This is a genomic window from Paenibacillus oleatilyticus (assembly GCF_018998565.1).
Lineage (GTDB): Bacteria > Bacillota > Bacilli > Paenibacillales > NBRC-103111 > Paenibacillus_G > Paenibacillus_G oleatilyticus.
Genome location: NZ_JAHNZO010000013.1, coordinates 150,358 through 177,246, shown reverse-complemented (window position 1 = coordinate 177,246; position 26,889 = coordinate 150,358). Strand labels below are relative to the sequence as shown.

Here is a 26,889-nt window from a genome sequence, read left to right as displayed (position 1 = left end):
TCGTCTCGTCGCTTACAAGCTCTTCATCTGGGCCATGTAAGCGCGGCGGGTAAGCAGGAAATACCCAAATTGCAGCACGGCGAAAATGGAAATGACCAGCGCGCCGTAGGACCATACGTTCATCGAGAGCAAATTCGCCAGCGTCTTGTAAGCGAAAGCCGCGTGAGCCGCACCTACGACAACCGGGAGCAGGAACAGCAGACCGATCTGTACGTTAATGATCCGCCGGACTTCAGGTACGGACATCCCGATCCGCATGAGCGCGCGATATTGATGGTCGTCTTCCTGCAGCTCGGTGAACAGCTTGAAATACAGCATGCTCGCCGAAGCGACAAAGAACAGGAAGCTGACGAACAGACCGATGAGCAGCATCAATGACGAACTTTGTTTGTTCGCGGCGTAGATCGAGGCGGGGCTGAATACCTTTTTCCGCTGATCTTCGGGAATGGACTGCTTTACTTTCTCCACTGTATCGATATGCTCCTGCCAGCGATTCAAATCAAAGCCGTAATAGACAAGCTTCCGGTCGTCAGGCACCTCGCCCATCATCTGGGCATATTCCCCGTCATTGACCACGAGTAGCCCGCTCGCTTCTCCTATCAGATTGATGACGCCTCCCGTTACCTGCCCGTCCATCTCCAGCGGCCAGGTTTGCCCGTTTAATTGAACGGTTCGCTGCGAACCTTTTTCCATTAGTATGACGTCGCCCATTCGGTAAGGATAGCTGAATACGGCATGCCCCGGCGCGATCTGAAGCGGAGCTGCATACTCGATTCCTTCCGCTGCCCGATTGTAATCGGATTCCGATATCAGCAGCGCCGTCGTATCGGATGCGCGGGAGCCGTCCAGCTTAAGCGGGACCTGTACGCCTGCGATTTTCAATTCTTTAGCTACGCTCGCTCTTTCAGCGGCCAATACGGCCTTCATCTTCTCGGGGTCTATCCCTTTAGGAGCAGTGAGCCCTTGTTGGGTAAAGCTTATCGTATTCGGAAACTGCTCCATCGCCTGCTTGTCACTGTTCTTATAAAACACGTAAATCGTGCCCGATGCCGTCAAAATGACCGCGCTCAAAACCGAAACGACGAAAAGCGTGCGCGCGTTGTCTTTCATTTTGAACGCAAGCTGCGAGACGGCAATCATATTTGTCTTATTGTAGTACAAGCCCGTCATTCGCTGCAATCTGCGGATCATCGCCACGCTCGCCTGCGTAAATAGGAAATAGGTGCCGAGTACGGTTAAAAAAATGATCGGCAGCATAAGGTGCAAAATGAGCCTCAGCGAAGTCGTAAACGCCAAATAATAGCCGCCTCCAAGGCAAACAACCGCCAAGACGGTGAGCCACGGCGAAGCCACGGGAGGCTTCTTCGGCTGTTTGGCCGCCCGCAATAGCGCAATGATCTGGCTGCGGCCCACGCTGAACATCGCAAACAAGGTCATCGCGAGAAACAAGGCCAGAAAGCCGATGACCGTCTGAAGCAGCGCCTGGGGCGGCACGAAGAAGCGGATCGGACTATCTATTTGAAGCAAACGTGCAATAGCCAGGAAGAACAGCTTCGAGAACAGCATGCCAGTACCGATCCCGACGCCGATCGACAGCAGGCCGATCATCATCTGCTCGTAAAACATCAGGCGGCAGATCTGCGAACGGGTCATTCCGAACAAGGTGAGCAGGCCGAATTCTTTCTTGCGCGTCTTGAGAAAAGCAAAGCTGGCGTACAGCACGAAGAAAAACGAGAAGATAACGATCAGAATCTGACAGGCGAAGAGCACTTGCTTCACCATGCTTGCGGCTTTAATATTCCCGTTTGCGATTTCGGGATGGTAGATGAACGAACCGAACATATAGAAGACCATAACGGAAAAAGCGCTGCTCAGAAAAAATGCGATGTACCGGTGCCAATTGCCTTGAATATTTTTAAGGGCGAGCTGTCGGAAGTTCATCGAAGTTCCCTCCCAACACGCTTAAGCTGTCCAAAATTTGCTGAAAAAAGGCCTGACGGTTCGCGCCGCGGCGAATTTCCGAAAACAGCCTGCCGTCCTTGATGAACAAGACCCGCTTGCAGTAGCTGGCGGCGAACGGATCGTGCGTCACCATCAGGATGGTCACTTCCCGCTCCTCGTTAAGGCTTCGCAGCGATTCCATCACGTCTTTGGCCGCTTTGGAGTCCAGATTCCCCGTCAGTTCGTCCGCCAGCAGCAATGACGGACGGTGAATGATGGCGCGTGCAATGGCTGTACGCTGCTGCTGCCCCCCGGATACCTCGTACGTCCGTTTGGATAAAATCGGGGTGATGCCAAGAACCTCCGCGATTTCTGCCACGCGCCGTTCGATCTCGGAAGGCTTCGTTCCTTCCAGCACGAGCGGTAAAATGATGTTTTCTTTGATCGAGAGCGTCTCCAGCAGGTTGAAATCTTGAAACACGAAACCGAGCTCGCGGCGGCGAAATAAAGCAAGCTGCTTGTTGTTCAGCCTCGCCGGGTCGGTGCCGTTGATTTCAATATGTCCCGAGGTCGGCTTATCGATGGTAGCCAGCAAATTGAGCAGCGTCGTCTTGCCGCTGCCCGATGGCCCCATAATGCCGGTGAATTCTCCCCGTTCGATTTCCAGCGAGATATGCTCCAGCGCTTTATAAACGACGCCTTTGCCGGCGCTGCCGTATATTTTGGACAAGGCGTCCGTCTTCAGTACAGTAGTCACGATGCGGGTCCTCCTTTGATCACTTCACTCTGCCTGTAGTATACGAAGGTTCCGCCGGCCAAGCCATCGATTCACCTTACATGGCGATCCTGTTTTCTTACAACACTGTCACTTAAGGGGCAGCAGTCCCTCGTGCAGCGCTCCGCTGCGCGGAAAATGAAGGCGGACGGTCGTTCCTTCCCCGAGCTTCGATTCGATCTCGAGCCGGTGTCCGAGCCTCCGGCACGCTTCCTTGGCGACAAACAACCCCATGCCGGTCGATTCGGCGACGAGCCTGCCGTTCTCGCCAGTAAAAAAAGGTTCGCACACCCGCGGAAGATCCTGCTCGGCGATACCGATCCCTTCGTCCTGAAATACGGCATGACAGCCATTGCCGTCCTTCGTGATCGTAATGGTCAGCGATTTGCTGCCGTCGTGCTTGCTTTTGGAATATTTAATCGCATTCGAGACGATTTGGTGCAAAATGATGCCGAGCCACTTGTCATCCGTATCGATATAGCACGCTTCGTGGCTGGCAATCAGCTTCGGATAGATCCGGTAACGGATGCATGCCTTCTTATGCTCGTTAATGACATGGCGGACCGCTTGCAGCAGATCGACCTTCTGCATGCGAAGATCCGCTTCGAACTTGTCAAGCCGTGCCGTGTGCAGCATCATATCGAGGCCTTGACGCAGCTTCTCGTTTTCTTCCTGGATGCTCTCCAGTACGGCCCTAACCGGACGTTGAGGCGCTTCCTTCGGCGCGGCGTGCGGCTGCTCGGTCAGCAGTCCGATGACGGACACCGGCGTTTTCATCTGATGCACCCACAATCGAACGAACGTTTGGTGCTGATCTTGAGAAACCCGGTGCTTTTCGAGCCGGTCGGTATAAGCGCCGTATAATTCCAACAGCAAGTCTACGGACATCCGCTGCTCCCGGGTGACACCCGTGGGCAGGCTTATGACGCCCTCCATCGCCTCAGGCTTACGGCCGTTCAGCCCGCCTTGCTTCAGCATCCGAAGGCCTTGGAAATACCCGCGCTGCCGGATATAGTCCAAGAGCAAGAACGATGCGAGCCCCGCTGCCGACAGTACAGCCATGTAGGCGATATTGCTTTCGTCGAGCGATACGTTTTTCCCCAGCAGGTCCAGCTGTACGACTGCCGCGATTAAGATCACATTGATCCAATAAATGACGATAAATCCGATACGGTCGGCCAAAAAGTCGCGAAAGCTCATCCTTCGCCCTCCCAGGAAGATTGAAGCCGGTAGCCTTGGCCACGGACCGTTTCGATGGCACGCATGATGCCGAGCTCCTCCAATTTTTTGCGTACTCTCGTGACATTCACCGTCAGCGTATTGTCGTCGACGAAGTCGATATCGTCCCACAGCGCTTCAAGCAGCCGTTCGCGGGAAACGACTTCTCCCGCCTGCTTCAGCAGAAGATCCAGAAGCAGCAGCTCGTTGCGGCTGAGGTCCACCTTGCGTCCCTGCCATTCGGCCGTGCTCCGGGTCCGGTCGACGAACAGGCCGTTCAGCTCGGTCAGCTCGCGCCCGGACTGCACCTGCGCATATTCTCCATAGGCGCGGCGCAAAGCGCTTTTGATCTTCGCCATGACGACTTCCGAATGAAACGGCTTCGTTATGTAGTCGTCGCCGCCGTTCTCAATGGCCATGATCTGGTCCATTTCCCCGACCCGCGCGGACATGAACAAGATCGGCACGCTGGAGACGGTGCGAATCTGACGGCACCAATAGAATCCGTCGTAACTAGGCAAATTGATATCGAGCAGCACCAGCTCGGGCTTATGCAAAAGGAACGCGTCCTTGATATGTTTATAGTCGGTCGTCCGAACCGCTTCGTACCCGTACTTATCCAAGTATTCCTGAAGGATACCGGCAATCTTATCGTCATCCTCCACGATCAGAATACGATACATTTTCCCAAGTCCCCTCTCCGTGTCGCTACGGAAATATTATACCCTTTTTTGGAAGGCTCGGTTAGTCGTGCTCGATGCCGCTCTATTTACATGAATATCAAAATCGCATAGGATAAATGTGTGTCGTTTAACGAAAACAAATTTCATCTGATGAAACTTTAATGAAGGAGGCATCAGTCATGGAAGCTCACGAATATACAGGGATCGACCATGTCCAGCTTGCCGCACCGGCGGGATGCGAAGAAGAGGCGCGGGCTTTTTACGGAGAAATGCTGGGAATGCGGGAAATCCCGAAGCCCGAGCCGCTCCGGGCGCGCGGCGGCGTATGGTTCGCCTGCGGCCCCCATGAGGTGCATATCGGCGTGCAGACCGACTTCGTTCCTGCGTCAAAAGCGCATCCGGCTTTCCAGGTCAAGGATCTCGAAAAGTTGAAACAAGCGTTATCGGAAAAGGGAATCGGCGTCCGGGAGGACGTGCCGCTGGAAGGCATGCTCCGCTTTCACTGTTTGGACCCATTCGGCAACCGGCTTGAGTTCGTCCAACGGCTGATATGAAACGCGGCCCGGGTGGCCGCTCCAGGAAATAAAACTATACGCAGAAAAAAGCCCGGCGGAACCTGGAAGGTCCAGTCCGGGCCGGGCTAACGCGCCTTACATCAAATATTTGCTGCTATGGGTCGTGCCATGATGGGAATGTGACTGCGTTTTGTTTCGATATGAGCCGGTAGCGGAAGCTTGACCCGACGTTGCCGCTTCGGCTCCCGAGGAGACGCTGCCGAAGCTGGAGCTGCTGCTGGCAGGGTGGACGGAAGACGACGGGGCATGGCTTGTATTGTGCGAGGTCGTAGTCCCGGCGTAAGTCTCCTGCCCGCTGCTGTATTTGTTATTGTTGTAATCTTGAACCGACCGGGCCGAGAAATAGTCTTGGTTGTCCGTCCCGGAGACGGAGGATTTCACGCCATACTCGTTGTTATGCGCCCCGGCAGAGGAGGAAAACGAGCTCCCGAAGCTGGAACCGACCACTTGACTGAGGCCCGGATTATAGGCGCTTGTTCCGCTCGAATGCCCCGCCCCCGTGCCGGTGCTTGATCCGTAAGAGCTCGAACCGGTTGTCGTGTGACTGAAGCCGGAGCCGATCGTCTGGCCGTAATTACCGCTCGGAAATGCAGTGAAGCTGCTGCCGCCGTAAGGGGATGCGGTCGAAGAAGTCGTTGTCGCGCCGCCGGACGGATAGCCCGTCTGATGCACTGGCGCTTGGAAGATCGGCTGGGCTTGCGGGTAAGCCTGCGTCTGCTGATGGGCGCTTTGTGCATACAGGTTTCCGCCCGCATAAGCGGCCTGCACCGCCTGTTGAACGACCGCATGGATCTGCTCGGTCTTGCGCAGCTGCTGCTGGAGCTCCTGCTGCACTTCTTGCTGGGAAGCCATGCTTATGGAGCCGTATCCGCCCGATTGAGACAACACGTTGTACAGCTCGGCCTGATCCTGCAGCGTCTTTTGCGTCAGCGACACAAAAGTCTGGCGAACCGCCGGATGCGTCGCCTCCAACGCGGCGGTCGTATACTCGCGGGCCGTGCGTTTAAGCTCGGACAAGACGAGGTTCGCGACATCCTGCTCGTTCAAATGAAAGTGAAGCGGTTGGGTCTGTGCTGGGTGGAGATTGGAAAAGTTTTGCTGATACATGTTTACCGCACCTCCTTATGGTTGCCCTAGTGGGTGGTTTGCGTTTGCTGCTGCAGCGTACGGAGCAGTTGGTCCGTATTTTGCAGACGGTCCTGCGCAATTTGCGCCAGCTTCTGCTTCAGCTGCGGATTCTGGCTTTCGGCTACACCTTGCGCTGCAATTTTGGCGAGCAATTCCTCATTTTTGAGGCTGTCCGTAATATAGGAGAGCTCCTTCGTGCTGACCGTTCCTTGCTGTTGACCTGTAATCATCCAAATCCTCCTTCCTTGTTGGCCTTAGATTTCCCATAGGGTGGGAAAATATGTATGATGTTCCGATTTATTTTTGAGTCTTCTGCAAAACAAAAAGGACGCCATGTCGGGATCGCGTCCCAACAGACGTCCTATTGCTTTATTTCTGCTCCTTCGGCGCTTCTTGCTTCGGCGCCTCTCCTTGGGGTGTCTCCGGCTTGGCCGGCTCCTTCTTGCTCAAATCGGCCAGCTCCTGAATGCTTGCGGACGGAACGGCGAAGGCCCATTCCCCGCCCTGCTTCGCGATCCAGACGTTATCGCCCTCGACGGCTCCGACGTAGACGGAGGAACCTTCCTTGCCTCCGGCAGACGCATCGGCTTCCTTGATCTCCATGCGCAGCACCGGCTTATCCAGCCCCTTGATCTCGGTGGCCCGCTTGGCCGGCTGATCCGAAGTCAGGAACGCCGTTTTGTCCAAAAACTGGCTCGCATCGGCACCCCTGAACTCCTTGTCGTCGAGCTTCCAGACGGCCTCGTACGATTTCTTGTCCGGCTCGGTCTTGACGATCGTCCAGGCTTGGCCTTTCCAATCGACCGTCAGCGAGCGGACCTGCTCGTAGTTCAGCTTAACCGGACTTTTTTCCATAAAATCGGTCTGCTGCTTCGCCAGCGCATTCACCGTAGATTCGCTAAGCTGGAACACCTCCGGCGAAGAATTAAACTTCGCGTAATAAAATCCTTGGACGGCCGTCTTGTCACCTACGGACAGCGTATTCGCCGTGCCGCCGGCGAGGTTCACCGTAAACTCCTGCTTCGGCTTGTCGAGCCCGAATTGAGCCAGATCGGTCGGGTTGGCATCGACGGTTTTTTCCTTCTTGGCCCCGTTGAACGAATCTACCCAGGCTCCGGGGGCGTAGTCGTTCAGCGGAAGCGGGGACGGCTTGGTCATCGCCCATTGGCCGTCCTTTTGCTGCATTTCGATGACGGTATCGCCGTTTTTGATCGTGTAGCTCGCCACATCTTCCTTTTTCACCGTGACAAGCGCCGGCGCTTCCGGCTTCTTCTCTTTGAAGAAGTCCTGACTGGACGCGTACCAGAAGCCTCCGATGCAGACTAGAACCAGAACGAGCGTCGGGATTAACCGCTTCATCCTTTTCTCCTCCTCCACCAAATCACGCCGCCCGCGATCAGGAAGAGGAATGGGAAGACCAGCACCGTGCCGTAGAAAATCATATTCCCCTGCCCTGCGGTCAGCATCGCCGTCTGGATGGCGTCGCCTTCACGCGGACGAATCGTTACTTGATTTTGCTGCTCCTGCAGCCAACCGACCGTATTCAGCGCAAAGTCGCGGTTGCCCTGCTGCGCGATGACGCGGTCGTCGAACAACGTCGATCCGCCGAGCACGACGGCCTTCGGCTTCTTGTCTTTATCCTCCACGACATAGCCAAGGTTCAGCGGACCCTTCACGTCATTCGCGTCTTTGGTGCTGCGGCTGCTGTTGGCGAGTGTCTTCAGGTCGGTCTCGCCGTAGGCTTGAGCGGTCGTTTTAAGAATCGACGTTACCGGGAAGTCCGCTACAGGCTGATCCGCATTCAGCGAGACGGCCAAAGTCATCATCGTCAGCAAATTGTACTGCTGCAGCTTGCTCGTAATGTTATGGCTGCCGTATTCCGGAATGATCGTAAGCGGATCGTACAGCATGCTCTGCTTCGGCTCGATCGCCACGGCATGCTGGTCTTTAATACCGTATGCTGCCATGATGGAGTCGATATTTTTCCAATTTGTTGCCATATCTTTATTGAAGCCCAGCGCCAAATACAGCTTGCCCTTGCCGTTCAAATACGTCTTGATCAGCTCAGCTTCCTTGTCGCTGACATCGTTCTCCGGTCCGATGATGAACAGCATGCTGGCGTCATCCGGAATTTTGCCCTCGCGCAGCAGATTGAGGTCCTTCACCTCGTAGTTCTCGCCTTCAAGGCCGCTCTTCCACATGTTCATCGAGCTGAGCGGAATTTCGTTATGCCCGGAGAGGAAGTAAACCTTGCTCTTCTCCTTGCTGTTCAGATTGACCAGCGCCTGCGTCAGCTTCTCTTCGCCGCTAAACTTGTATTGGCCCTGCTGCTGGCCGGGCAGAAACATATCGTAATAATAGATCGTTTTCTTCTGCGTGCCGCTCTCTACCACGAGTGTCCCCGACGGATCCACCTCGTACTGCTTGGCGATCGCCGGCTGTTTGATGATATCGTATTCGTCAAACGTAATTTTTCCGTTTCGCTTCTTGTACTCCTGTACCAGATCGACGACCTGGCGCTTGATGTACGGATCGGTTTGATCGCTTGTCAGCGATATGATGTGCACGTCTTTATCCAGCGCCTGAAGTGTCTGGGTCGTCTGATCGGACAACGTAAATTTTTTATTTTGCGTAAGGTCGACCTGCAGGCCCTTGACCGAATTCAGAAAAATGGTCAGCACGATGAAAATGCCGATGACCGCCAGCGACAGCACGGTCGCATTCGTGCCGCGAATCCACTTGTTCACTTTGCCTTTCCCCCTTCTGCTTGGACTTCTTCCGCAGGTACGCGGAATCCCGGACTTGCGCTTATCTCCACCGTTTTCTTTCGAGCACTTGAATGCTGAGCACGACGAACACCGCAATGAACGTCACATAGAAAAGGACGTCGGCGAGATCAAGCACGCCTTTCTGAAAATCTACGGCCCGGCCGACGATCGAGAAGGTGCCGAGGTAGTCCTTGACTTTGCCGCCGATGGTATCGCCCAGCCATTCGATCGTCCAGAACACGAACAGAAGCGCAAAGCACGCGATCCCCGAAACCATCTGATGCGCGGACAGCGAAGAAGCGAACAAGCCGACGGACATCATCGCCGCTCCAAGCAGGAACATCGCGAGATAAGACATCCACAGCACAGGCTGGTCCAAAGTGCCGTAAGCGCTCAGAATCAGCGGATAGATCAAGCTTCCGACGACCAGCAGCAGCTGGACGACGAGCGCCGCCAAATATTTGCCGATCACGATCTCCGAAATGCTTGCAGGCGACGTTAACAGCAGCTCATCCGTGCCCATCCGCAGCTCGTCGGATACAAGACGCATCGTAAGCAGCGGGATGATGAACAGGAAAATGAACGTAATCGTGCCGAAAATCGGCCGCACGTCGACAACATAGGGCGGGTACAGGAAATTCGCGCTGAAGAAGTACCCGGCAATGACGAAAAAGAACGCAAACGCCGCATAAGCAATCGGCGAGTAAAAATACATCTGCAGCTCTTTCTTGGCTAAAGCCAGCGTTCTACGCATGAGGAACCGCCTCCTCTGCTTCCGGTGTCGGACCGCCGTCCGCGGCTGCCGAATCCAGCGACTCGTTCGTCGTCAGCTTCAGGAAGATGTCCTCCAGGCTGAGGCTTTCCTTCTTCATCGACACAATCGGATAGCGCTTATCGGCCATCCGGTAAAACAGCGCTTCGCGAATGTCCGTCTTGTCCGCCGCGGCGACAACGACTTTGACCGTTTCGCCTTCGGCCGGGACGGCTGCAGCCAGCTCCGCAGTTTCGGCGTCGGCCGACGCGGTCGGCTCGGCTGCAAGAGCGGACGCTGCCGTCGGTTCGCCGGCAAGCTCCCGGACGCTGCCGACGCCGGGGGTGCCGCGCAGCTCCGCCAGCACCGCTTCGCGCGGGCCTTTCACTTCAAGCGAGACCTCGAACGTCTCGCCCATCGTGTTCGCAAGCTGATCGGGCTGGCCGTCCAGCACGATGCTGCCCTGGTTGATGATCAGCACCCGGTTGCATAGCGTGTTGATCTCCGGCAAAATGTGCGTGCTCAGCAGCACGGTATGATTCTCTCCCAGCTCGCGAATAAGCTGGCGGATTTCGATAATCTGCTTCGGGTCGAGGCCGGACGTCGGCTCGTCAAGCACGAGCAGATCCGGGTTATGCAGAATCGCCTGGGCAAGACCGATCCGCTGCTTGTAGCCCTTGGACAGGCTGCGGATAATTTGCCGCTCGCGCCCTTCCAGACCAAGCCGCTCGATCACCCCGCCGATGCGCTGCTTCTGCTCCCTCACCGGAATGCCGCGCAGATCCGCAATAAACTGCAAGTACGCCCTAACGCTCATCTCGGGGTATAGCGGCGGCGTCTCGGGCAAATACCCGATCTTCTGCCGCGCCTTCTTCGGATGGTCCGCCATGGACAATCCGTCAATCGTGATCGTGCCGTGCGTCGGATTCAAGTAGCCCGTGATCATCCGCATCGTCGTCGTTTTCCCGGCGCCATTCGGCCCGAGGAAACCGACGATTTCACCGCGGCTCATCGAGAAGTCGATGTGCCGGACCCCTCTTTGGTTCTCGTATAATTTACTGACCTGTTTCACCTCAAGCACGTCATACCCTCCCATCTGACAAATGGTTTCCTTACTATCATCCATATCCATCTTGCGTGCCGCTTAACCTGCTAACAGACCAACAACAATATACAAACGAAACAATAATAAGAGCTTAACCGAAGCTGAAAATTGGATTAAAAATTTGTGTCTAAATTGTGAACAAACATATCTAGCAGCCCCTGCGCTTAAACGAAAAGCCCCGCTGCGATCCCGGAATGTTTGGACTTCCGAGATTACGGCGAGGCTTATTTCGCAATAGTGCTATATCCACTCCATAAAGAAAAGCTTACTTCACGAGTTGACCGCGGGTAACGCCTAGCTGATTGGTCGCTTTCAGCGTCTTCCATACCTGCGTGCCGCCGATCTCCCCGCGCAAGGCGCGGTCATAAAGGCCAAGCACTTCGCGCACCTTCTCCGCCGTCTCCTCCAGGAATTCGACGCGGTAGGAGGATACGCCAAGCTCCATAAAGTTGGCGAGATACTCCGCGCCCGATTGATCGATGGCGTTGTATACCGTGTTGCGGCAGCCTTCGTCGACCCGCACCGGATGCGAGAAGCCGACGCGGTCGCGCAGCGACGCCCGCTGCTCCTCGCACGGACGGCCGCAGTTCGTGTAGTTCGTACCCGGACTCATAAACGTGCAGTAGACGCAGTGTTCCGTGTGGAACATCGGCAGATGCTGGTGGATGACGATCTCCAGCTTCGACGTATCGGTCCGGCGCAGCAGATCGATCATCTGCTGAATGTTCAGGTCGTAGGACGGCGTCACGCGCTGAAGGCCCGCTTCCAGGAATAACGCTGCCGCCTTGTGGTTGGCGATATTCAGCGAGAAATCGCCGATCAGCTCGGGGCGCGCTTCTGCCGGATGCTCCGCGAAGTACCGCATGAACCAATAAACGGCGCCCGTATTGCGGACAAGCACGGCATCGGGGCAGAGGTTCAAGATGTTTTTGAAATAACCCGTTTCACCGGGCATATGAATGCGCGGCGTCGCCAGCGCGATGCGTTTCCCCGCGGCACGGGCGGCTTCCACGGCGGCCGGAAACTGCTTGATGAACTCAAAATCGGCATAGACGAGATCGACGTTCAGTTTACAGGCCTCCTGCACCTGCTCGAGGCTCCGGCACAGCGCGGTCAGCGACGGCCGCACCTTCGAAGCGGCTGCAGGCGCCGCAGGCGCGTCGCCGTAGACATCTGCGCGCCGCTTGATGTAAGCGCGCGGGCGTTCCCGCTCCGCAAGCAGCAGCTCCGCCGCCTGACGGCGCATCTGATTGAGCTCGCGCATCGGCACGATCAAGTCGCCGCTCAAATGCACGTCGACGGCCTCCAGCGCAAAAATCGTCCCGCCGAGCCGCCCGAACTGCTCCTCGAACAGCGCCGCATCCATCGGCCGCTTCTCCGCGGGCACCAGCGGCAGCTCCGATTCGACCGTCACGGTATGCCCGGCCGTCACGTCGGTCCAGACGCTCTTCAGCGGTTGACCGGCCGCTCCCGTCACCTTAACCTTTACCGGAAAGACGCGGTACGGCTTGTCCGTCTCGAACGTCTGGCGCAGCCGCTTGTCCAGGTGCGGATCGTTCGTTTTCCAGATCCGGTCGCCAACATGCACCCGACTCAGATCGACGTCGCTGCGCCCGGGCACGATCTCGATCAGCCCGCCCGGCGCTTCGCCTTCCAGCTTCACGCCTTTGCGGCGCAGATCGTAGACGCGGCCCCCTTCTTCCTTCTTCGTCGGGTCGCCCGCATCGAAGCAAATGCCGTCGCCTCGCTTCAGTGGCGCCTCAAGCTCGCACAGCACGCCGTCGCGCAGCACCTGCTTCACGCGCCCCACATACACGCCGCGGCTCTTGGGATACGTGCCTTCCACAAGCTGCTTGTTGTTCGTTCCCTTCAAGAATCCGTGCGTAAACCCGCGCGAGAAGCTCTGCTCCAGCTCCCGCAGCTCTTCCTTCGTCGGCTTCGGATTGTCGCCGTCAAAATAACGGTCGATCGCGCGACGGTACTTCGACACGACATTCGCCACGTACTCCGGGCTCTTCAGCCGCCCTTCGATCTTGAAGGAGGTGACGCCTGCTTCGATCAGCTCCGGGACAAGCTCCAGCGCCGCCAAATCTTTGGGCGACAGCAGGTAGGCTACATCGCCCATCGGCTTCTGCTCCCCGTCGACCATCAGATCGTACGGCAGCCGGCACGCCTGCGCGCACTCGCCGCGGTTCGCCGAGCGTCCGCCCCACATCTCCGAGGTCAGACACTGCCCGGAATACGAAACGCACAGCGCCCCGTGCACGAACACCTCCATCGGCAGCTTCGCCTGATCGCCGATCTGCTTGATTTGCTTCAGATTGTTCTCCCGTCCGAGCACGACCCGCTCCATATCGAACGGCTTCGTGAACTCGACGGCTTCGGGCGACGTAATCGTCATCTGTGTCGAACCGTGGATCGGGAAATCCGGCGAAAGCTCGCGAATCATTTTCACCAGACCCAGGTCCTGCACGATCACCGCATCGACGCCCGCATCGATACAGGCCTCGATCAAGGATTTCGCATCCTCCAGCTCTTCCTCAAATACTAAAATATTAAACGTCAAAAAGCCCTTCACCCCATAGCGGTGCAGGAACGACATAATATCCGGCAGCTCGTCCGTATGAAAATTGTTGGCCCGGGCCCGCGCATTGAATTTTTCGACCCCGAAAAAGACCGCGTCCGCCCCGTTCGCCACGGCAGCCCGCAAGCAATCCCAATCCCCTGCAGGCGCCAGCAGCTCGATATCTGATTTGCGAAGTTCGCGCATGTTGAATTCATTCCTCCGAAAAAACGCTTTTCCTCCTAGTGTACCAGAAACGGGGGCGACAAACCATGGCAAGCCCTTGCCAACGCCTACGAAACATCAAAAAATGGAAATGACGAATAAAGAGGAAATTTGTCAGATTATGACGAATATTGTTAGGTACTTTATTTATTCGAAACGATCCGATTCGGAGGACTCGATGTTCCAAGATTTCATAACGAATGCGGCGCTGCTGGTAGCCTCGTTTTTTATCATCGGCCAACTGTTCAAAGACTACCGGCTCGGACCTGCTTCTTCGTGGAAAATGAAGGCGGCGTTAGGCGTTTGCTTCGGGCTGCAGGGGATCCTGCTTATGATTTACAGCGTGCGCTTGAACGAGGCCGTCATCGTCGATCTGCGTCATATCCCGACGGTCGTCGCAGCGATGCAGGGCGGGCCGGTTTCCGCCATCGTCAGCGCGATCATCATCACTTCCGGCAGAATCGGCTTGTTCGGTCCGTCCTATTCCGCCATCGTCGCCGCGATCCTCATGCTGCTGATCGGCATCACCTGCGGGGCGTTGGCGCGGCGCCAAGTCATGTCCTTGTGGCGGTTCCTGCTGCTCAATACCGTCGCGATGATTTACGTGTCCGCCGCGATTTCCCTTAACCTCCACATTCACGGTTTGCTGCAGCAGCTCACGAGCGTTCTGGCTTATCATTGGGTCATATCCACCGTTGTCGGGCTGCTGTCCGTTTATGCCTTTCTTTACATCGTCCGGGCCCATGAATCGACCAAGAAATTGCAGGAAAGCGAAGCGCGCTACAAGCGGCTCATTACGGCTTCGCCGGACGCCACCCTTGTGCTGAGTCAGGATCGGATTGTCTTTATCAACGAAAAAGGGGTCCGGCTGCTGCGGGCCGCCACAAGAAAAGAACTGCTCGGCCGATCGATTTATGATTTCTTTCATCCGGACAATCGCAATACGGCGTGGACACACTGTCAGGACATCCGGTCCGGCAAAGCGCAGCCCGAGCTGATCGAGCAAAAGCTCGTATGTCTGGACGGCACCGAAATCACGGTGGAACTGTCCGTGTCGCCTACGGTGTATAAAGGCAGCGCCGCCCTGCTCGTTACACTACGGGATATTACGGGCCGCAAAACGACCGAGCGCCAGCTGCAGGAAGCGCTGAGCCTTCTGCAAAAGCAGTCGAACCTTGACGGTCTGACGGGTATCGCCAACCGCCGAAAGCTGGACGAGCATTTGGCCAAAACCTGGTCGGACTCCGCGACGAACCGATTTCCGTTATCCGTCATCATGTTTGACGTGGACCATTTCAAGGCCTACAACGATTCGCACGGGCATTTGGGCGGGGATGAGGTGCTGCGCACGATTGCCTTGACGGCCAACGCCGTGCTGCTGCAAAAATCTCATTTCATTGCGAGGTACGGAGGCGAGGAATTTGCCTGTGTTCTAACGGAGGTCGGGGCGGAGGAAGCTTACGAATGGGCGGAGGCGATCCGGATGGCCGTAGAACGGCTCGCCTTGCCGTACAACCAGTCCGACGCACACCCCTATGTTACGGTCAGCCTGGGGCTCGCTTCTCTCGTGCCGGACGCCTCGGCTCCCCCCGAGCAATTGATCGATCTGGCGGATAAGGCGCTGTATCAAGCCAAGGCCGAAGGCCGCAACCGGACGGTATGCTATAGCAGCACCGACGAGGCGGGCGATTAACAAAAAAAACAGGGCGTGTGCCCTGTTAGTGCGTCATCGTTTGGAAGCTGCCCGGAAAGCCTCGGCAAAACGTGCCGCCCCGACAGCGATATCCTTCTTGGAAGGACGCGCGAACGTTAGCCGCACATGGGCGCTATCCGGCCCGAATACGCTTCCCGGCACGAACAGCACGCCGCGTTTGATTCCCTCATCCAGCAGTCTTGCTGCCGAAACTCCGCCTGCAAGCTTTCCCCACAAGTAAAGTCCGCCGTCCGGTCGCTCAAACGTTATTTCCCCTTGCAGATGCACATCCAGCTCCTTCATCAGCAGCTCGCTCTTCAGCTTCAGCGCTCGCCGGACCCGAAGCAGATGCCTGTGAAAAAAGTCGGAAGCCAAAAACCGCGCGGACAGCCATTCCGGAAGAACGCTCGGTCCCATATCCATCTGCTGTCTGGCTGCCGTCAGCTGACGAATGACGGCGTCGGGGCCGACCAGCCACCCGGTTCTTAGTCCGGGCGCCGCAATTTTGGACAGCGAGCCAACATACAGCACGACGCCTCTCGTATCCATCGCTTTCAGCGGCACCGGGGGCTCGTCCCGAAACGCGGATAAGCCGTACGGGTCGTCTTCGACAATCGGGACGCCCAGCTCCGCTGCGATTTCAAGCAGCCGTTTTCGGCGATCCGGACGAAGGGTGCGGCCCGTCGGATTTTGAAACGCAGGATTCAAAATGAGCATGCGCAGCTTGTCCTTGCGAATGAGCCCCGCCAGCTCTTCAGGCCGTATTCCCGCCTCATCCGCCGGCAGCGCGACCGTCCGCAGTCCGGCGCTGGGGAAGACATGGGACGAGTAATGATACGACGGAACCTCGATGCCCACCGCATCCCCCGGACGCAGCAGACAGCGCGCAATGAGATACAGCGCCTGCTGAATGCCTGACGTGACGAAGATGGACGAAGCGGTCGACTCCACCTGGCGGTAGGTGCGCAAGTAGACTGCGAGCGCCTCGCGAAGCGGGTAAAACCCTTGCGGGTCCGTATACCCCAGCGGCTCCGTAAGCGGCTGCTCCCGCATCAGCTGGCGGAACGCCTCCATCGGGATCAGGTCCTCTGACAGCTCGCTGCCGGCCATATCGACGACCTCTGCGCCTTTCCGGGCTTCCTCCCGGACTTTGCGAAGCAGAGGAGAGCCCGGCGGGGGACTTTGCTCAGCGTAGGCCTGCCAATCGACGGCCGGCTTCGGCGCTTCCTCCCACTTTCGCAGGCTGACCCGGGTCCCGCTCCCTTTCCTGCGGTCGATCAACCCCCGGGAACGCAGCTCTTCGTAGGCTTGGATAATCGTGCTGCGGTTGAGCTGCCACTGCCCGGCCAGCTTGCGCTCCGGCGGCAGGATCGAGCCCGGCGGCAGCTCCCCGAGAATGATGCGCCGTTCGAAATAATCGGCGATTTGTCGGTACATGGGCACGGGGCCCAGGCGGTCCGGTTTCCACATGGTCGGTCCCTTTCTTCAGCCGCGGCCTGGATTACATGTAGTACATATATAATGCGAAGACCAGATAACCGCCGAATAGAACGACGGCATAGATCCATGTCAGCCGCAGCAGATTTTTTCCCGTCCGCTGGTCGTACGTCGGGTTGCCTTCTTTATTTTTGGCCGATACGCCCACCACAATGGTAGCGATCAGCGCAAACAGGACGATAACGAAAATAAGCAAATACAGCATCCATTCGTTCATAAGAGCTTCCGTCCTTTCTTCTATAATAAAGGATAATCTTCTCGAAAAGTATGCTTCCTACCCTTACTTTACAGGAGAACGAATGCGGCGTAACCCCCCAATCGTCCGCTTTTATACCCATCCAATTTATCATTCCCCAGGCTATTGGATGGGTCGATTTACGGGGGAACGCCGGTCCCCGCCGGACCGCGCAAAAGTTAACAAAGCCCGCCATCCGTGCTATAATGGCAAGGTAATCTAGCCTAACGAGCAATGAGGAGATTTTTTTGATTCGACAACGAGCTTATCGCAAGGCGGCGGCGATTGCGATTGTTGCAATTGCTGCCGTCGTTCTCGTCTTCCTGCTGACAGCGAACAAAGAGCTGAAGGTGCGCCTGCTGTACGCCACCTCTGGCGGCGCTTCCGATCCGACCGCCTACGCGCAGCTCCGGCAATCGCCGGTCGTCGGTCTGGAGCTGGAGCGGCAGGAGCTGAGCCGACTGAGCGCGCGCGAGCTCCGGTCTTACGATTCGGTTTATTTGGACCCGTCGCTGCACGGGAGCATGACAGACTCCGAGCGGGAGCTGCTTCAAGCTTACGTCCGGGAAGGCGGGCATTTATTTCTTGAGAACCCGTTTGCGGACGATTTTGACCCCAGCTTTCTCGGAGCGGGACAAGTCGTCGACGTCCCCGCGCCGGCCAGCAGTGCGCTCGGAGCCGGAGGCGGAAGTCCGTCCCTCTGGTCTTATCCGGAAGTAGATGCCGACCTGCAGAGCGTCCAGCAGCTGCTTCGGTCGTTCGCAGACAGCTTCTTCCGGCACGACACCGAAGGAAGCTTAAGCCGGTTCTCCTGGGGAAAAGGGCTCGTCCCTTCCACGGCGCAGACGCTCGCTTCGATGAACGGCATCTCGCTTTATACGTTGAACCGGTACGGGGAAGGCACGGTGTTTTTTAGCGGCACGCTGCTGCCGAACCGGTATTTTGTGACGGGGTATGATTTAAACAGCGGCATGGACCCGAAGCTCGGCTTCGAGAAGCTGGCGGCGGACACGAACGCGGCCAAGAAGCCGACCCCGGACGCGCTGTATTTCGACCGCAGCCAGCTGCCGCTGGCGCCGTACTTCCATTTTACGTTCGCAGCCGGGAACGCCTTGCTGCGCAGCGAATACGCCGCATTCGTCTCCAAGACGAAGCTCGGCTACAGCGTCAAAAAGTCGTACGGGCCTTACGGCCGTCCGGCGATGGCGTATCAGAACCATTTCGAGGCGCTTGAAGCGATCCGCGACGGCGAAGGCATCCAGTGGGCGGAGCTGCTTAAGAAGTACAAGCAGATCCCTTCGTTCTCGCTGGTCCGCTCGTCGTTCACGTGGGGGCGTTGGCAGGAATCGGTCGTCGTTCATTTGAACACCGGAACGAACGACAAGCCCGCCTTCGCCGGCGAGACGCCGAATTCGTTCTATTCAAGCGGCACGCGGCTGTCCGCCGACGGAGAGGCGATCCGGCTGGCCAATTATCCGGATTACCGCTCGCTCGGCGATCCGATCACGCTGCCCTACCGCGTGTACCCCGCGCTGGCCGACCTTACCGGCAACGGCCGGCCCGACCTGATCGTCGGGTCGGCCGACGGCGGATTATACGTTTACCGGAACGCCGGTGAAACGGAAGGAGCCTACGCCGGGCAGCAGCTCCCGGCGGATCTGAAAGCGCCGGCGGCGTTCGCGCGGCGCGAGCCCTTGCGGCTCCCGAGCGGGGAGCCGCTAAAGGCCGGATCGTACGCCAGCGTGGCGGCGGTTGATCTGAACGGCGACGGCCGGCCGGATCTGCTGATCGGCCAGCCGGACGGCACGCTCGCGGTCGCCTATGGCGAAGTCGGCGGCGCGTTCAAGGCGCCCGTCCCGCTGCTGGCGGACGGGAAGCCGATCCGCGGCGCGGCGCCGATCGCGCCGGCCGTGGGCGACGTCACCGGAGACGGCGTCCCCGATCTGGTGATCGGGGATGCCGACGGGCAGGTGACGCTGTACCGCGGCACGCGCGGGGCGAACGGCGCGGTTGCCTGGCACGCGGGCGAAGCGCTGTTCAAGCTGGCTGCGCGGTTTGCGGCGCCGTCCGTCCGCAACATGAACGGGGACGGCAAAGCCGACCTCGTCGTCGGCACCGGCGAAGGCGACCTGCGCGTATTCGTTCAGGAGGACTCGGGCGCCGGACGTACCGCTTGGGTGGACAAAGGCGTCATCGAAGCGGCAACCGTCAACCAGCTCGGCAATCACGCGCTCGTCGGCGGGCACAACGCCGTCCCGCTCTGGTACGACCTGAACGGGGACGGCAAGGACGATCTGATCGTCGGGCAGCTCGAATTCGGCATCCCGTCGACCGTCGACGATCCGAAATTCCCGTATGCGGACCAACTGAACGAATTTATCCGGTACACGAAGGACAACGGTCTGGAGCTGTACCCGCACATTTTTGTCCATAACTTTACGAGCGACGCGCAGGAAAAGCAGGAAATCGCGCTGCATCAGAAAGCGTTCGAGAAGCTCGGCATTCCGTGGAATATGCCCGGCACGAACCAGCATACATGGCGGATCAACAATCCGGACCGCAGCCAGACGCTGCGCAACGAGCGGGAATCCGGCATCTGGTTCAACTTCGGCTTCAAGCCGTCGCATATCAAAGCCGATCCGCGCCTTGGCGTCGAGTATAACTGGGGTCTGCCGTTTCTTATGACCGATGCGGCGGGCGAGCCCGACTTGAGCAAGCCGATGATGCTGAATACCCCGGCGCCGGTGCTGCGCACGGACAAGCATTATTCGACGAAAGATATTTTCGAAGCGTACGCGGCGCTCGACCTGCCGATCGATTATTTCGAGCATATCGAGTACCATTTCCCGACCCGCGTGCCGGAGCTGCTGGAATTCGTCCGGTATTTGGACAAACTTCGGGACGATTACAGCTATAACTTCATGACCGAGCCCCAAATGGCGCGCTCGTTCCTGAATGCGATGACGACCCGCGTCGAGCTGTACCGGCCATGGCGCGAGGTCGCCATGGACCGCATCAAGAAAATGCTCGGCATGACCGTCGAGCCCGGTTTCCGCGTCAAAGCGATCACCGACGGTGTTCCGGCGCAGGCCGCCGAATACCGCGGCACGCTCGGCCTTGTCGTCGACCGTGGGCAGCCTTACGCGGCCAAACAGGCCGTCACCGATGCCGAGGTGCGCGATACGCGCGGCGGCAAGCTGTACCTCGGTGTCCCGCAAACGGCCGCCATCCGGTTCACCTCGCCCGAACGGGCGGAGACGCTCGGCAGTGAGCCGCATCTGATGCGCTCGAACGTGCCGTACGAGCTGCAAAAATCGGCGGACCGCTGGACGCTGAAGCTGAACGCACCCGGCATGCAGCAAGTGCAGATTTACAGCGCCGAACCGCTGACCATCGAAGGAGCGGGGCTGACCGTCGACCGGGACGAAGCGAAATCGACCTATACGGTCACGCATTACGGTGATCCGGTGACATTGACTGTAGCCAAAACGGCCCGTTAGCTTGTTAGCTTGCATTCACTCTTCACGCGGACGGTTGCGGCGGGGCCCTCTGGTCCCGCAATCGCCGTCTCGCTTTTTTGCCGGTACTCGCTGCGAGCCCGGCGCATATCGCTTGATCTTAATTTCCGAGGAGGCTTCCCCCATGCAGGAATTGCTGGAACAGCTTGAGGCACACATCAAGACCCGTTACGAAATCGAAGACGATGACGACGATTTTTCCGTAGACGTACATTTGTTCGATTATGGATATATTGATTCTATCGGAGCGACGGCGCTGATCGCGCATATCGAGAAAACGTACGGCATCCAAGTGACGAATCAGGACTTGATGCTGTACCCGCTCAACACCGTCCGCGAAATCGCAACGTTCATCCACAACAAGAAAGAGAGGTAAGCCCATGGAATGCGTCGTTTCTTTGGAGGGACTTGTCTCCAGTCAGCACGGGCAGCTCAAATACGCCGCGGCGTTTATTGACGAAACCATCCGCGACATCCGGCTTGAATCCGGGCACATTCATATCGTTCACGACTCCCCGAAAGGCAACGCCGCCATCGAAGAGCAGGTACGCAAGCTGATCGACCGCTTCTCGCAAGGAGATTTCGGCTTCAAGGAAAATATCCTGTTCGAGCATAAGGTCGATACCCCCTACGAAGGCGATATCATCGCCGAGCTCGTCGAGCGCAAAATCATCAAAGTGCTGGAGCCGGGCTTGTTCATTTTCCGCGAGCCGTTCTCCAGTCTGATGCGCTTTCTCGACTACAGCTTCGTCACGAAAATCGCGAACCGTTTTGCAGGAATTACGGAGGAGCAATACCCGGCCGTCATTCATTGCGATACGCTGAACAAGACGAATCACTTTACTTCGTTTCCGGAGCACATTCACTTCCTGTCGCACCTGCGCGAGGACCTCGAAATCATCGAAGCGTTCTCCCAATCGATCCGCGATGCCGGTGGCTGGAAGCAGGAGCAGCCGCTCGATCTGAACGCCAACCTGGCAAAGCCGAAATTTACGATGAACCCTTCGACCTGCTACCACTGCTACGAAGGGCTGCAGAACGAAACGCTCGAAGGCGACGGCGTGACCGTGACAGCCATTTCCAAGTGCCACCGCTTCGAATCGCGCAATCATACGGACTTCGGACGCCTGCTCGATTTCAGCATGCGGGAGATCATCTTCGTCGGCAAGCCGGATTACGTAAAGGAGAACCGGCTGCAGGCCATCGAATATTTGAAGGAGCTGGCCGTCGAATGGAACGTGGACAGCGTGCTGGAAATCGCGAACGATCCGTTTTTCACGAACGACTTCCAGGTCAAAGCGTCCTTCCAGCGGAATCAAGAAATGAAGTACGAGCTCCGGCTGACGATTCCGAATATCAACAAGTCGATCGCCTGCAGCTCCATCAACTTCCACAGCAGCACGTTCGGCAATGCGTTTAATATTAAAATGGGCAAGCGCAATGCGGTTACCGGCTGCGTCGGGTTCGGCATCGAGCGCTGGGCGTTCGCCTTCTTCGCGCAATACGGATTGGACGAAGCGAACTGGCCTGCAGCGTTCCGCGAGCAGTACCACGCGTGGCAGCAAAAATCGCTCTAACGCCATAATCCGTGATTCTGTGATTAATAACTAATGATCGCCTTCATTGGAAAGTGTGGGTTTTCCCGTTATGATCGCTTTTCTTCGCAAAAACAGCTTCGTGCTGCTGCTGTTGGCCGCTTTCGTGCTGTCGGACGTCCTCATCTCCTGGTGGGACCCGATGGTCACGTCGCGGCGTTTTTATAAGAACGATTTTACGAAGACGCTCTTCCATCACGATTGGCAAAATCGGGGACCGGCCTTCTACGGCAACTCCGCGGTGACGGGGGCGTATATCGAATCGGATTCGACCGCCAAGCTGGTGGAGCTCGGGCTCTCCTATGGAAAGCTGACCGATCTGAAAGCGATTCTGGAGCAGCAGCGTTTCCATGTAGAGGGACAGCTTGTTGTCGGCATCGACGTGCATACGATGATCGACAGCCTGGATACGGACCCGACTTACCAGTGGTTCAAGCCTTGGTACCAGCCTTACGTCTACGCGTACCGCGACTATTTCCGCGATACCGGGACGGAGCTTGCCTGCGGCTTGTACCAAGGGCTGCTGAAGCAGGATGCCACCCGGTTCGAAGCATGCGCCCGGTTCCCGGAGACGCTAAAGCTCAGCGCATCCGATCCGCTGGCTTACCAGCCGCGCTGGATCGATAAGGAGCTCTACTTCGGCCGAAAATCCGACGAGGATCTCCGAAAAAAGTGGGATGAGTACGAGCAGCGCTTCGGCTGGATGACCAACCGCGATTTCAAGAACAATCTGGACGCCTTGGACTTCATCATCGCTTACAGCAAGCAGCAAGGCTTGCCGCTGCGCGTCGTCTGGATGCCTTGGAACCGCGGCTACAAGCTGCCGCGCTACATGTCCGCTTTGCAGGAAGAAGTCAACCGCCGCCTGCAGGCGGCCGGGGTTCCTACGCTGGATCTGCTGACGACCTACGATCCGAAATATTTTCACGATCTCGTCCATCTGAGCCGTCAGGAAGGCGCTCCGGTGTTTACGAAGGAGGTGGACGCATGGCTCGCTTCGCTCGCAAAATCGTCGAAGTGATCGTTTATCTCGCCATGCTCATCATGGTGCTGATCTATTTTACCGGCAAAGGATTGTTCATCTACGAAGGGTTCTGATCTTGTCTTGATCGGCGCGGGCCCCGATCGGTCCTTCCGTCCCGCTCCGGGCCGGTTTCCGACCCGCACGGCGGATGCATATGTTGGAGGAATCTTCGATGTGGTATTTAAATATGAACGCGGTTATGGCTATGACCGGCATGGTGCTCGTGCTTGCCTTAACCCGGCGGTGGGCGGATAACAAGCGGCTGCTGCTGCTCGCGTTCAACCTATGCTTTTTGCTGCTCTTCAGTAAAAAGCTGCTCGCCTTTTACTTGGCCTACACGGCGCTGAACTATTTGGCCTTTCTATTTTTGAGCCACACGTCGCGCTTTCGCAAGGGCTGGTTCATTCTGCTGATCGCCGCCAATGTGGCCGCTGTCTGCTCGCTGCGGCTGTTCGGCATGGAGGTATTCACTCACCCGCTGTTCGACGTTGTCATTGTACTCGGCTTGATTTACAACGTGCTTAAGGTGATCGATGCCCTGTATTTCGCCTACTTCTTCGGCAAAGACGCCCGCGCGAAGGTCGTCGATTACTTTAACTTTATTTTGTTCATCCCGACGTTCACGTCCGGCCCGATTCTCAAATTCCGCGATTTCATGGCGGATACGAAGCAGCCGTATCGGGTGGATGCCGCACAGATGGAGAGCAGCCTCAAGCGCATCATTCTCGGTATGTTCAAGAAGATCGTGCTGGTCACCTGGATGACCGACGTGTTCAATGTCATGTCCGGGCAAGAGCTGTATACGCATCAATCGCTATTTTTGATGGTCTGGTTCTATGCCCTGATCTACTTTGATTTCTCCGGGTATTCCGATATTGCGATCGGCTTCGGACGGCTGATGGGCTACAACATACCGGAAAACTTCAAGAAACCGTTCCAGTCCCCGACGCTGACGCAGTACTGGCGCAATTGGCACGCCACGCTTGGCGACTGGTTCCGCGATCATATTTTTATATTTTTCTCGCGCCAAACGCCGACCAAATGGACGGCAGCCGGTCTGTCCATCCTCATCATGGTGCTGATCGGGCTATGGCACGGCTTTAGCTGGCTGTACCTGCTGTGGGGCGTCTACCACGGCGTGCTGATCGCGCTGGAGAACCTGCTCGGAAAGACGACGGTCAACAAGAAAAAAGTATCCCGGACGTACTTCTACGCCCGATGCGCGTTAACTCAGTTGATCGTTACCGCGGCGGTTATCGTCTACAGCGGCAAAAGCGAAACGGTACTCCACATCTACCGCGGTCTTCTGAACTGGCCGTTCTAAGTATGATAAAAGCAGCGTCCCTTTGCGGGCGCTGCTTGTTTTTTTCACGCGAACTCGCGAATATACCTCAACTGGCATCGGATTGCTTCCCGGACGCGGGCGTCTCCATCACTTCTTCTTTGGCCGGAGCAGCTTGAACGGTGCATTGCAGCTGATTGCCGTTCGCCGTTATATACAATTCCCCCACATATTGAAACACATCGTCGCAGTCCTTCTTATGTACATGTACGCAGCCCGATTTCGTATTAATGTTGAGCGAGAGCTGATCGGGCAGTTCCACCAAGCAGTGAAACTTTTTAAAGTTGTTTGGGAAACGTAACCAGGTTCCTGATGCCGTTTCAACAATTTGCGTATCTTTGCTCATCTAACGATCCGCCCTTTCTTTAAAAAGTTGCCCCTTCCCTCCCCTAGTCCGAAGAGAATTGTTTCCATTGTAAACCAATCAAAAGGAAAAGAAACGGGAACGTTGTCGGGCGCTTTTGTCGAAAATCACCGAAAAAAAGAGTGGCCCCATGGAAGGAGAACGTGGTTCCGAATGCTGACCAATTATATTCAGACGATGAACGTTTTAGACTGAGTAGTGAACTTTTTACGAAAAAGCGACATCCAATACATGATGTCCGAAACTCCTACTTTGAGCTGTGAGCAAATAATGATATAATTTGGTTGAGCGTTCTATTGTACGCGCGTTCATTTTGATTATTTTCGGAGGTGTCCCATGAAATTAGGTGTTTTCACGGTATTATTCCAGCAGAAGCCTTTCGAAGAAGCGCTTGACTACATTGCATCCAAAGGTCTGGACGCTGTTGAAATCGGCACCGGCGGTTACCCCGGCAAAGCACACTGCGACCCGGACGTGCTGCTCAGCGATAACGGCAAGCTGAAAGCCTTCAAGCAAGCGATCGAATCCCGCGGACTGACGATCAGCGCGCTCAGCTGCCACGGCAACCCGCTCCATCCGCAAAAAGCGCTCGCCCAAGCCGATCACGAAGCGCTGCTCAAAACGGTAGACCTTGCCCAGAAGCTCGAGGTGCCTGTCGTCAATGCGTTCTCCGGCTGCCCGGGAGATTCCGATAATGCGAAATATCCGAACTGGCCGGTAGCTCCTTGGCCGCCCGATTTCCAAGAGATTCTCGATTGGCAGTGGGCCAACAAAGTGATTCCGTACTGGACGGAAACCGGTAAATACGCCTCCGAGCGCGGCGTGAAATTCGGTCTTGAGCTGCACGGCGGCTTCTCCGTCCATACTCCGGCTACGCTGCTGCGTCTGCGCGAAGCGGCCGGCGACGTCATCGGCGCGAACCTGGACCCGAGCCATATGTGGTGGCAGGGCATCGATCCGGTGCAGGCGGTGAACATTCTCGGCCGCGCAGGCGCCATTCACCATTTCCATGCCAAAGATACGTCGATCGATCCGATCAACGTCAACCGTTACGGCGTCACCGATATGCAGTCCTATGCGAATATGCTGGACCGCGCTTGGCAGTTCCGCACCGTCGGCTATGGGCACGATCTCAAGACGTGGGCGGATATCATCAGCGCGCTTCGCTTGGTCGGCTACGACTATGTCGTCAGCATCGAGCATGAAGACGGCTTGATGTCGGTGGACGAAGGCTTTACGAAAGCGGTACAAAACCTGCAGCAAATCCTCATCAAAGAGCCGCTTGGCGAAATGTGGTGGGTGTAATTCAACGGAGCGTCCCTCTGCTTAAGGCGGGCGCTCCTTTTTAGTTTCAGGAAATCACCTTTGAAACGTCAAAAGGACAGTGCCCCCGAAGGGGACCTGTCCTTGTCCGTGCACATGTATGTCTTATTCGCACCTCTGCTGCAGCGACAGCTTACAGCTTGCCCATCCAGCCCATAACCATAACGACGCTCAAGGTTACGAATACGGCCAAGCTAACCAGACCGAAGCCAATGGCGAACGGATTTTTCTTTTTAGCGCCGAGCAACCGGATAAGGCCGATGGCAATAACTAACGTGAACAAGATCACGAAGATATCGAAACCGGAAAAGGTGCTCGTGCTTTTTGCCGCTTCTTCAGCCAAAAACATGGAGGGACCTCCTTCAATATGCGAAAATACTTAATTTCTATCTTATCTTGACTAGCATGGAAGTGCAAGCGATTTATCCAAGTGTAACAAGTTTGTCAACATTTTCGCCGGGAAGCGGCAGGGCATGACTTATTCGCCGTTGACCCCTTTGTGCGGAACTTCACTCATGGCGCTTGTTTCACATCTAGCTGATGGATACGACCGCACTGGTCAATCA

At 56.7% G+C, this 26,889-nt stretch carries 23 protein-coding genes; 8 read left to right on the top strand and 15 right to left on the bottom strand.

Annotated features, from left to right (window positions below; genetic code table 11):
• Positions 1-12: 12 nt before the first annotated feature.
• The 4 genes from KQX66_RS18480 to KQX66_RS18465 all read right to left on the bottom strand — a co-directional run bounded on the left by KQX66_RS18480 (position 13) and on the right by KQX66_RS18465 (position 4,617).
• Positions 13-1,941 carry an ABC transporter permease gene (locus KQX66_RS18480; RefSeq protein ID WP_216794300.1) on the bottom strand — a complete coding sequence of 643 codons (1,929 nt, stop codon included), beginning with the start codon at positions 1,939-1,941 and terminating at the stop codon, positions 13-15.
• Positions 1,916-2,698, bottom strand: coding sequence for an ABC transporter ATP-binding protein (locus tag KQX66_RS18475; RefSeq protein WP_216794299.1), 783 nt, complete (start codon positions 2,696-2,698; stop codon positions 1,916-1,918). The genes KQX66_RS18480 and KQX66_RS18475 overlap by 26 nt, the downstream gene beginning before the upstream one ends.
• A gap of 108 nt (positions 2,699-2,806) precedes the next feature.
• Positions 2,807-3,916, bottom strand: a complete 1,110-nt coding sequence (locus KQX66_RS18470; RefSeq protein WP_216794298.1) for a sensor histidine kinase — start codon at positions 3,914-3,916, stop codon at positions 2,807-2,809.
• Positions 3,913-4,617, bottom strand: coding sequence for a response regulator transcription factor (locus tag KQX66_RS18465; protein ID WP_216794297.1), 705 nt, complete (start codon positions 4,615-4,617; stop codon positions 3,913-3,915). The genes KQX66_RS18470 and KQX66_RS18465 overlap by 4 nt, the downstream gene beginning before the upstream one ends.
• A gap of 179 nt (positions 4,618-4,796) precedes the next feature.
• Between KQX66_RS18465 and KQX66_RS18460 the strand changes: the two genes are divergently transcribed.
• The gene (locus tag KQX66_RS18460; protein ID WP_216794295.1) at positions 4,797-5,171 is read left to right on the top strand and encodes a VOC family protein; all 375 of its coding nucleotides are present in this window, start codon (positions 4,797-4,799) and stop codon (positions 5,169-5,171) included.
• A 96-nt stretch (positions 5,172-5,267) separates the two neighbouring features.
• On the opposite strand, the gene KQX66_RS18455 is transcribed toward KQX66_RS18460, so the two are convergent.
• The 7 genes from KQX66_RS18455 to KQX66_RS18425 all read right to left on the bottom strand — a co-directional run bounded on the left by KQX66_RS18455 (position 5,268) and on the right by KQX66_RS18425 (position 13,714).
• Positions 5,268-6,299, bottom strand: a complete 1,032-nt coding sequence (locus tag KQX66_RS18455) for a spore coat protein (protein WP_216794293.1) — start codon at positions 6,297-6,299, stop codon at positions 5,268-5,270.
• A gap of 26 nt (positions 6,300-6,325) precedes the next feature.
• A complete protein-coding gene (locus KQX66_RS18450) occupies positions 6,326-6,550 on the bottom strand; it encodes a hypothetical protein (protein WP_216794291.1) in 225 nt (74 codons plus the stop codon).
• A gap of 139 nt (positions 6,551-6,689) precedes the next feature.
• Complete coding sequence (locus KQX66_RS18445; protein ID WP_216794289.1) at positions 6,690-7,679, bottom strand: DUF4340 domain-containing protein; 990 nt, start codon at positions 7,677-7,679, stop codon at positions 6,690-6,692.
• Positions 7,676-9,067 (bottom strand): GldG family protein, encoded by a 1,392-nt coding sequence (locus tag KQX66_RS18440; RefSeq protein WP_216794287.1) that lies wholly within the window; start codon positions 9,065-9,067, stop codon positions 7,676-7,678. Before KQX66_RS18440 ends, KQX66_RS18445 begins: the two co-directional genes overlap by 4 nt.
• A 61-nt stretch (positions 9,068-9,128) precedes the next feature.
• On the bottom strand, positions 9,129-9,842 hold the full coding sequence (locus KQX66_RS18435; RefSeq protein ID WP_216794285.1) for an ABC transporter permease subunit: 714 nt from the start codon (positions 9,840-9,842) through the stop codon (positions 9,129-9,131).
• Positions 9,835-10,920 carry an ABC transporter ATP-binding protein gene (locus tag KQX66_RS18430; protein WP_216794283.1) on the bottom strand — a complete coding sequence of 362 codons (1,086 nt, stop codon included), beginning with the start codon at positions 10,918-10,920 and terminating at the stop codon, positions 9,835-9,837. The genes KQX66_RS18435 and KQX66_RS18430 overlap by 8 nt, the downstream gene beginning before the upstream one ends.
• Positions 10,921-11,209: 289 nt before the next feature.
• Entirely contained in the window at positions 11,210-13,714 is a 2,505-nt protein-coding gene (locus KQX66_RS18425; protein WP_216794281.1) for a U32 family peptidase, read from the bottom strand.
• A 196-nt stretch (positions 13,715-13,910) separates the two neighbouring features.
• Here KQX66_RS18425 and KQX66_RS18420 point away from each other — a divergent pair, with 196 nt between their 5' ends.
• On the top strand, positions 13,911-15,425 hold the full coding sequence (locus KQX66_RS18420) for a GGDEF domain-containing protein (RefSeq protein WP_216794279.1): 1,515 nt from the start codon (positions 13,911-13,913) through the stop codon (positions 15,423-15,425).
• A 33-nt stretch (positions 15,426-15,458) separates the two neighbouring features.
• Here KQX66_RS18420 and KQX66_RS18415 read toward each other — a convergent pair whose 3' ends face one another.
• Both KQX66_RS18415 and KQX66_RS18410 read right to left on the bottom strand, forming a co-directional pair.
• Entirely contained in the window at positions 15,459-16,895 is a 1,437-nt protein-coding gene (locus KQX66_RS18415; RefSeq protein WP_216794277.1) for an aminotransferase-like domain-containing protein, read from the bottom strand.
• A gap of 31 nt (positions 16,896-16,926) precedes the next feature.
• Positions 16,927-17,139, bottom strand: coding sequence for a hypothetical protein (locus KQX66_RS18410; protein WP_025847835.1), 213 nt, complete (start codon positions 17,137-17,139; stop codon positions 16,927-16,929).
• Between the two features lie 266 nt (positions 17,140-17,405).
• On the opposite strand from KQX66_RS18410, the gene KQX66_RS18405 reads away from it, so the two are divergent.
• The 5 genes from KQX66_RS18405 (at position 17,406) to KQX66_RS18385 (ending at position 24,618) form a co-directional block, all read left to right on the top strand.
• Complete coding sequence (locus KQX66_RS18405) at positions 17,406-20,657, top strand: FG-GAP repeat domain-containing protein (protein ID WP_216794275.1); 3,252 nt, start codon at positions 17,406-17,408, stop codon at positions 20,655-20,657.
• Between the two features lie 142 nt (positions 20,658-20,799).
• Positions 20,800-21,051, top strand: coding sequence for an acyl carrier protein (locus tag KQX66_RS18400; protein ID WP_216794273.1), 252 nt, complete (start codon positions 20,800-20,802; stop codon positions 21,049-21,051).
• Positions 21,052-21,055: 4 nt separating this feature from the next.
• Entirely contained in the window at positions 21,056-22,252 is a 1,197-nt protein-coding gene (locus KQX66_RS18395) for a class-II aminoacyl-tRNA synthetase family protein (RefSeq protein ID WP_216794271.1), read from the top strand.
• A gap of 70 nt (positions 22,253-22,322) precedes the next feature.
• Complete coding sequence (locus tag KQX66_RS18390; RefSeq protein ID WP_216794269.1) at positions 22,323-23,291, top strand: SGNH/GDSL hydrolase family protein; 969 nt, start codon at positions 22,323-22,325, stop codon at positions 23,289-23,291.
• 175 nt (positions 23,292-23,466) lie between these two features.
• A complete protein-coding gene (locus KQX66_RS18385) occupies positions 23,467-24,618 on the top strand; it encodes an MBOAT family O-acyltransferase (RefSeq protein WP_216794267.1) in 1,152 nt (383 codons plus the stop codon).
• 67 nt (positions 24,619-24,685) lie between these two features.
• On the opposite strand, the gene KQX66_RS18380 is transcribed toward KQX66_RS18385, so the two are convergent.
• Positions 24,686-24,982, bottom strand: a complete 297-nt coding sequence (locus KQX66_RS18380; RefSeq protein ID WP_216794265.1) for a hypothetical protein — start codon at positions 24,980-24,982, stop codon at positions 24,686-24,688.
• 354 nt (positions 24,983-25,336) lie between these two features.
• Here KQX66_RS18380 and KQX66_RS18375 point away from each other — a divergent pair, with 354 nt between their 5' ends.
• Entirely contained in the window at positions 25,337-26,305 is a 969-nt protein-coding gene (locus KQX66_RS18375; protein WP_063183232.1) for a sugar phosphate isomerase/epimerase family protein, read from the top strand.
• Between the two features lie 151 nt (positions 26,306-26,456).
• On the opposite strand, the gene KQX66_RS18370 is transcribed toward KQX66_RS18375, so the two are convergent.
• The gene (locus KQX66_RS18370) at positions 26,457-26,672 is read right to left on the bottom strand and encodes a hypothetical protein (protein WP_216794263.1); all 216 of its coding nucleotides are present in this window, start codon (positions 26,670-26,672) and stop codon (positions 26,457-26,459) included.
• Between the last annotated feature and the right edge of the window lie 217 nt (positions 26,673-26,889).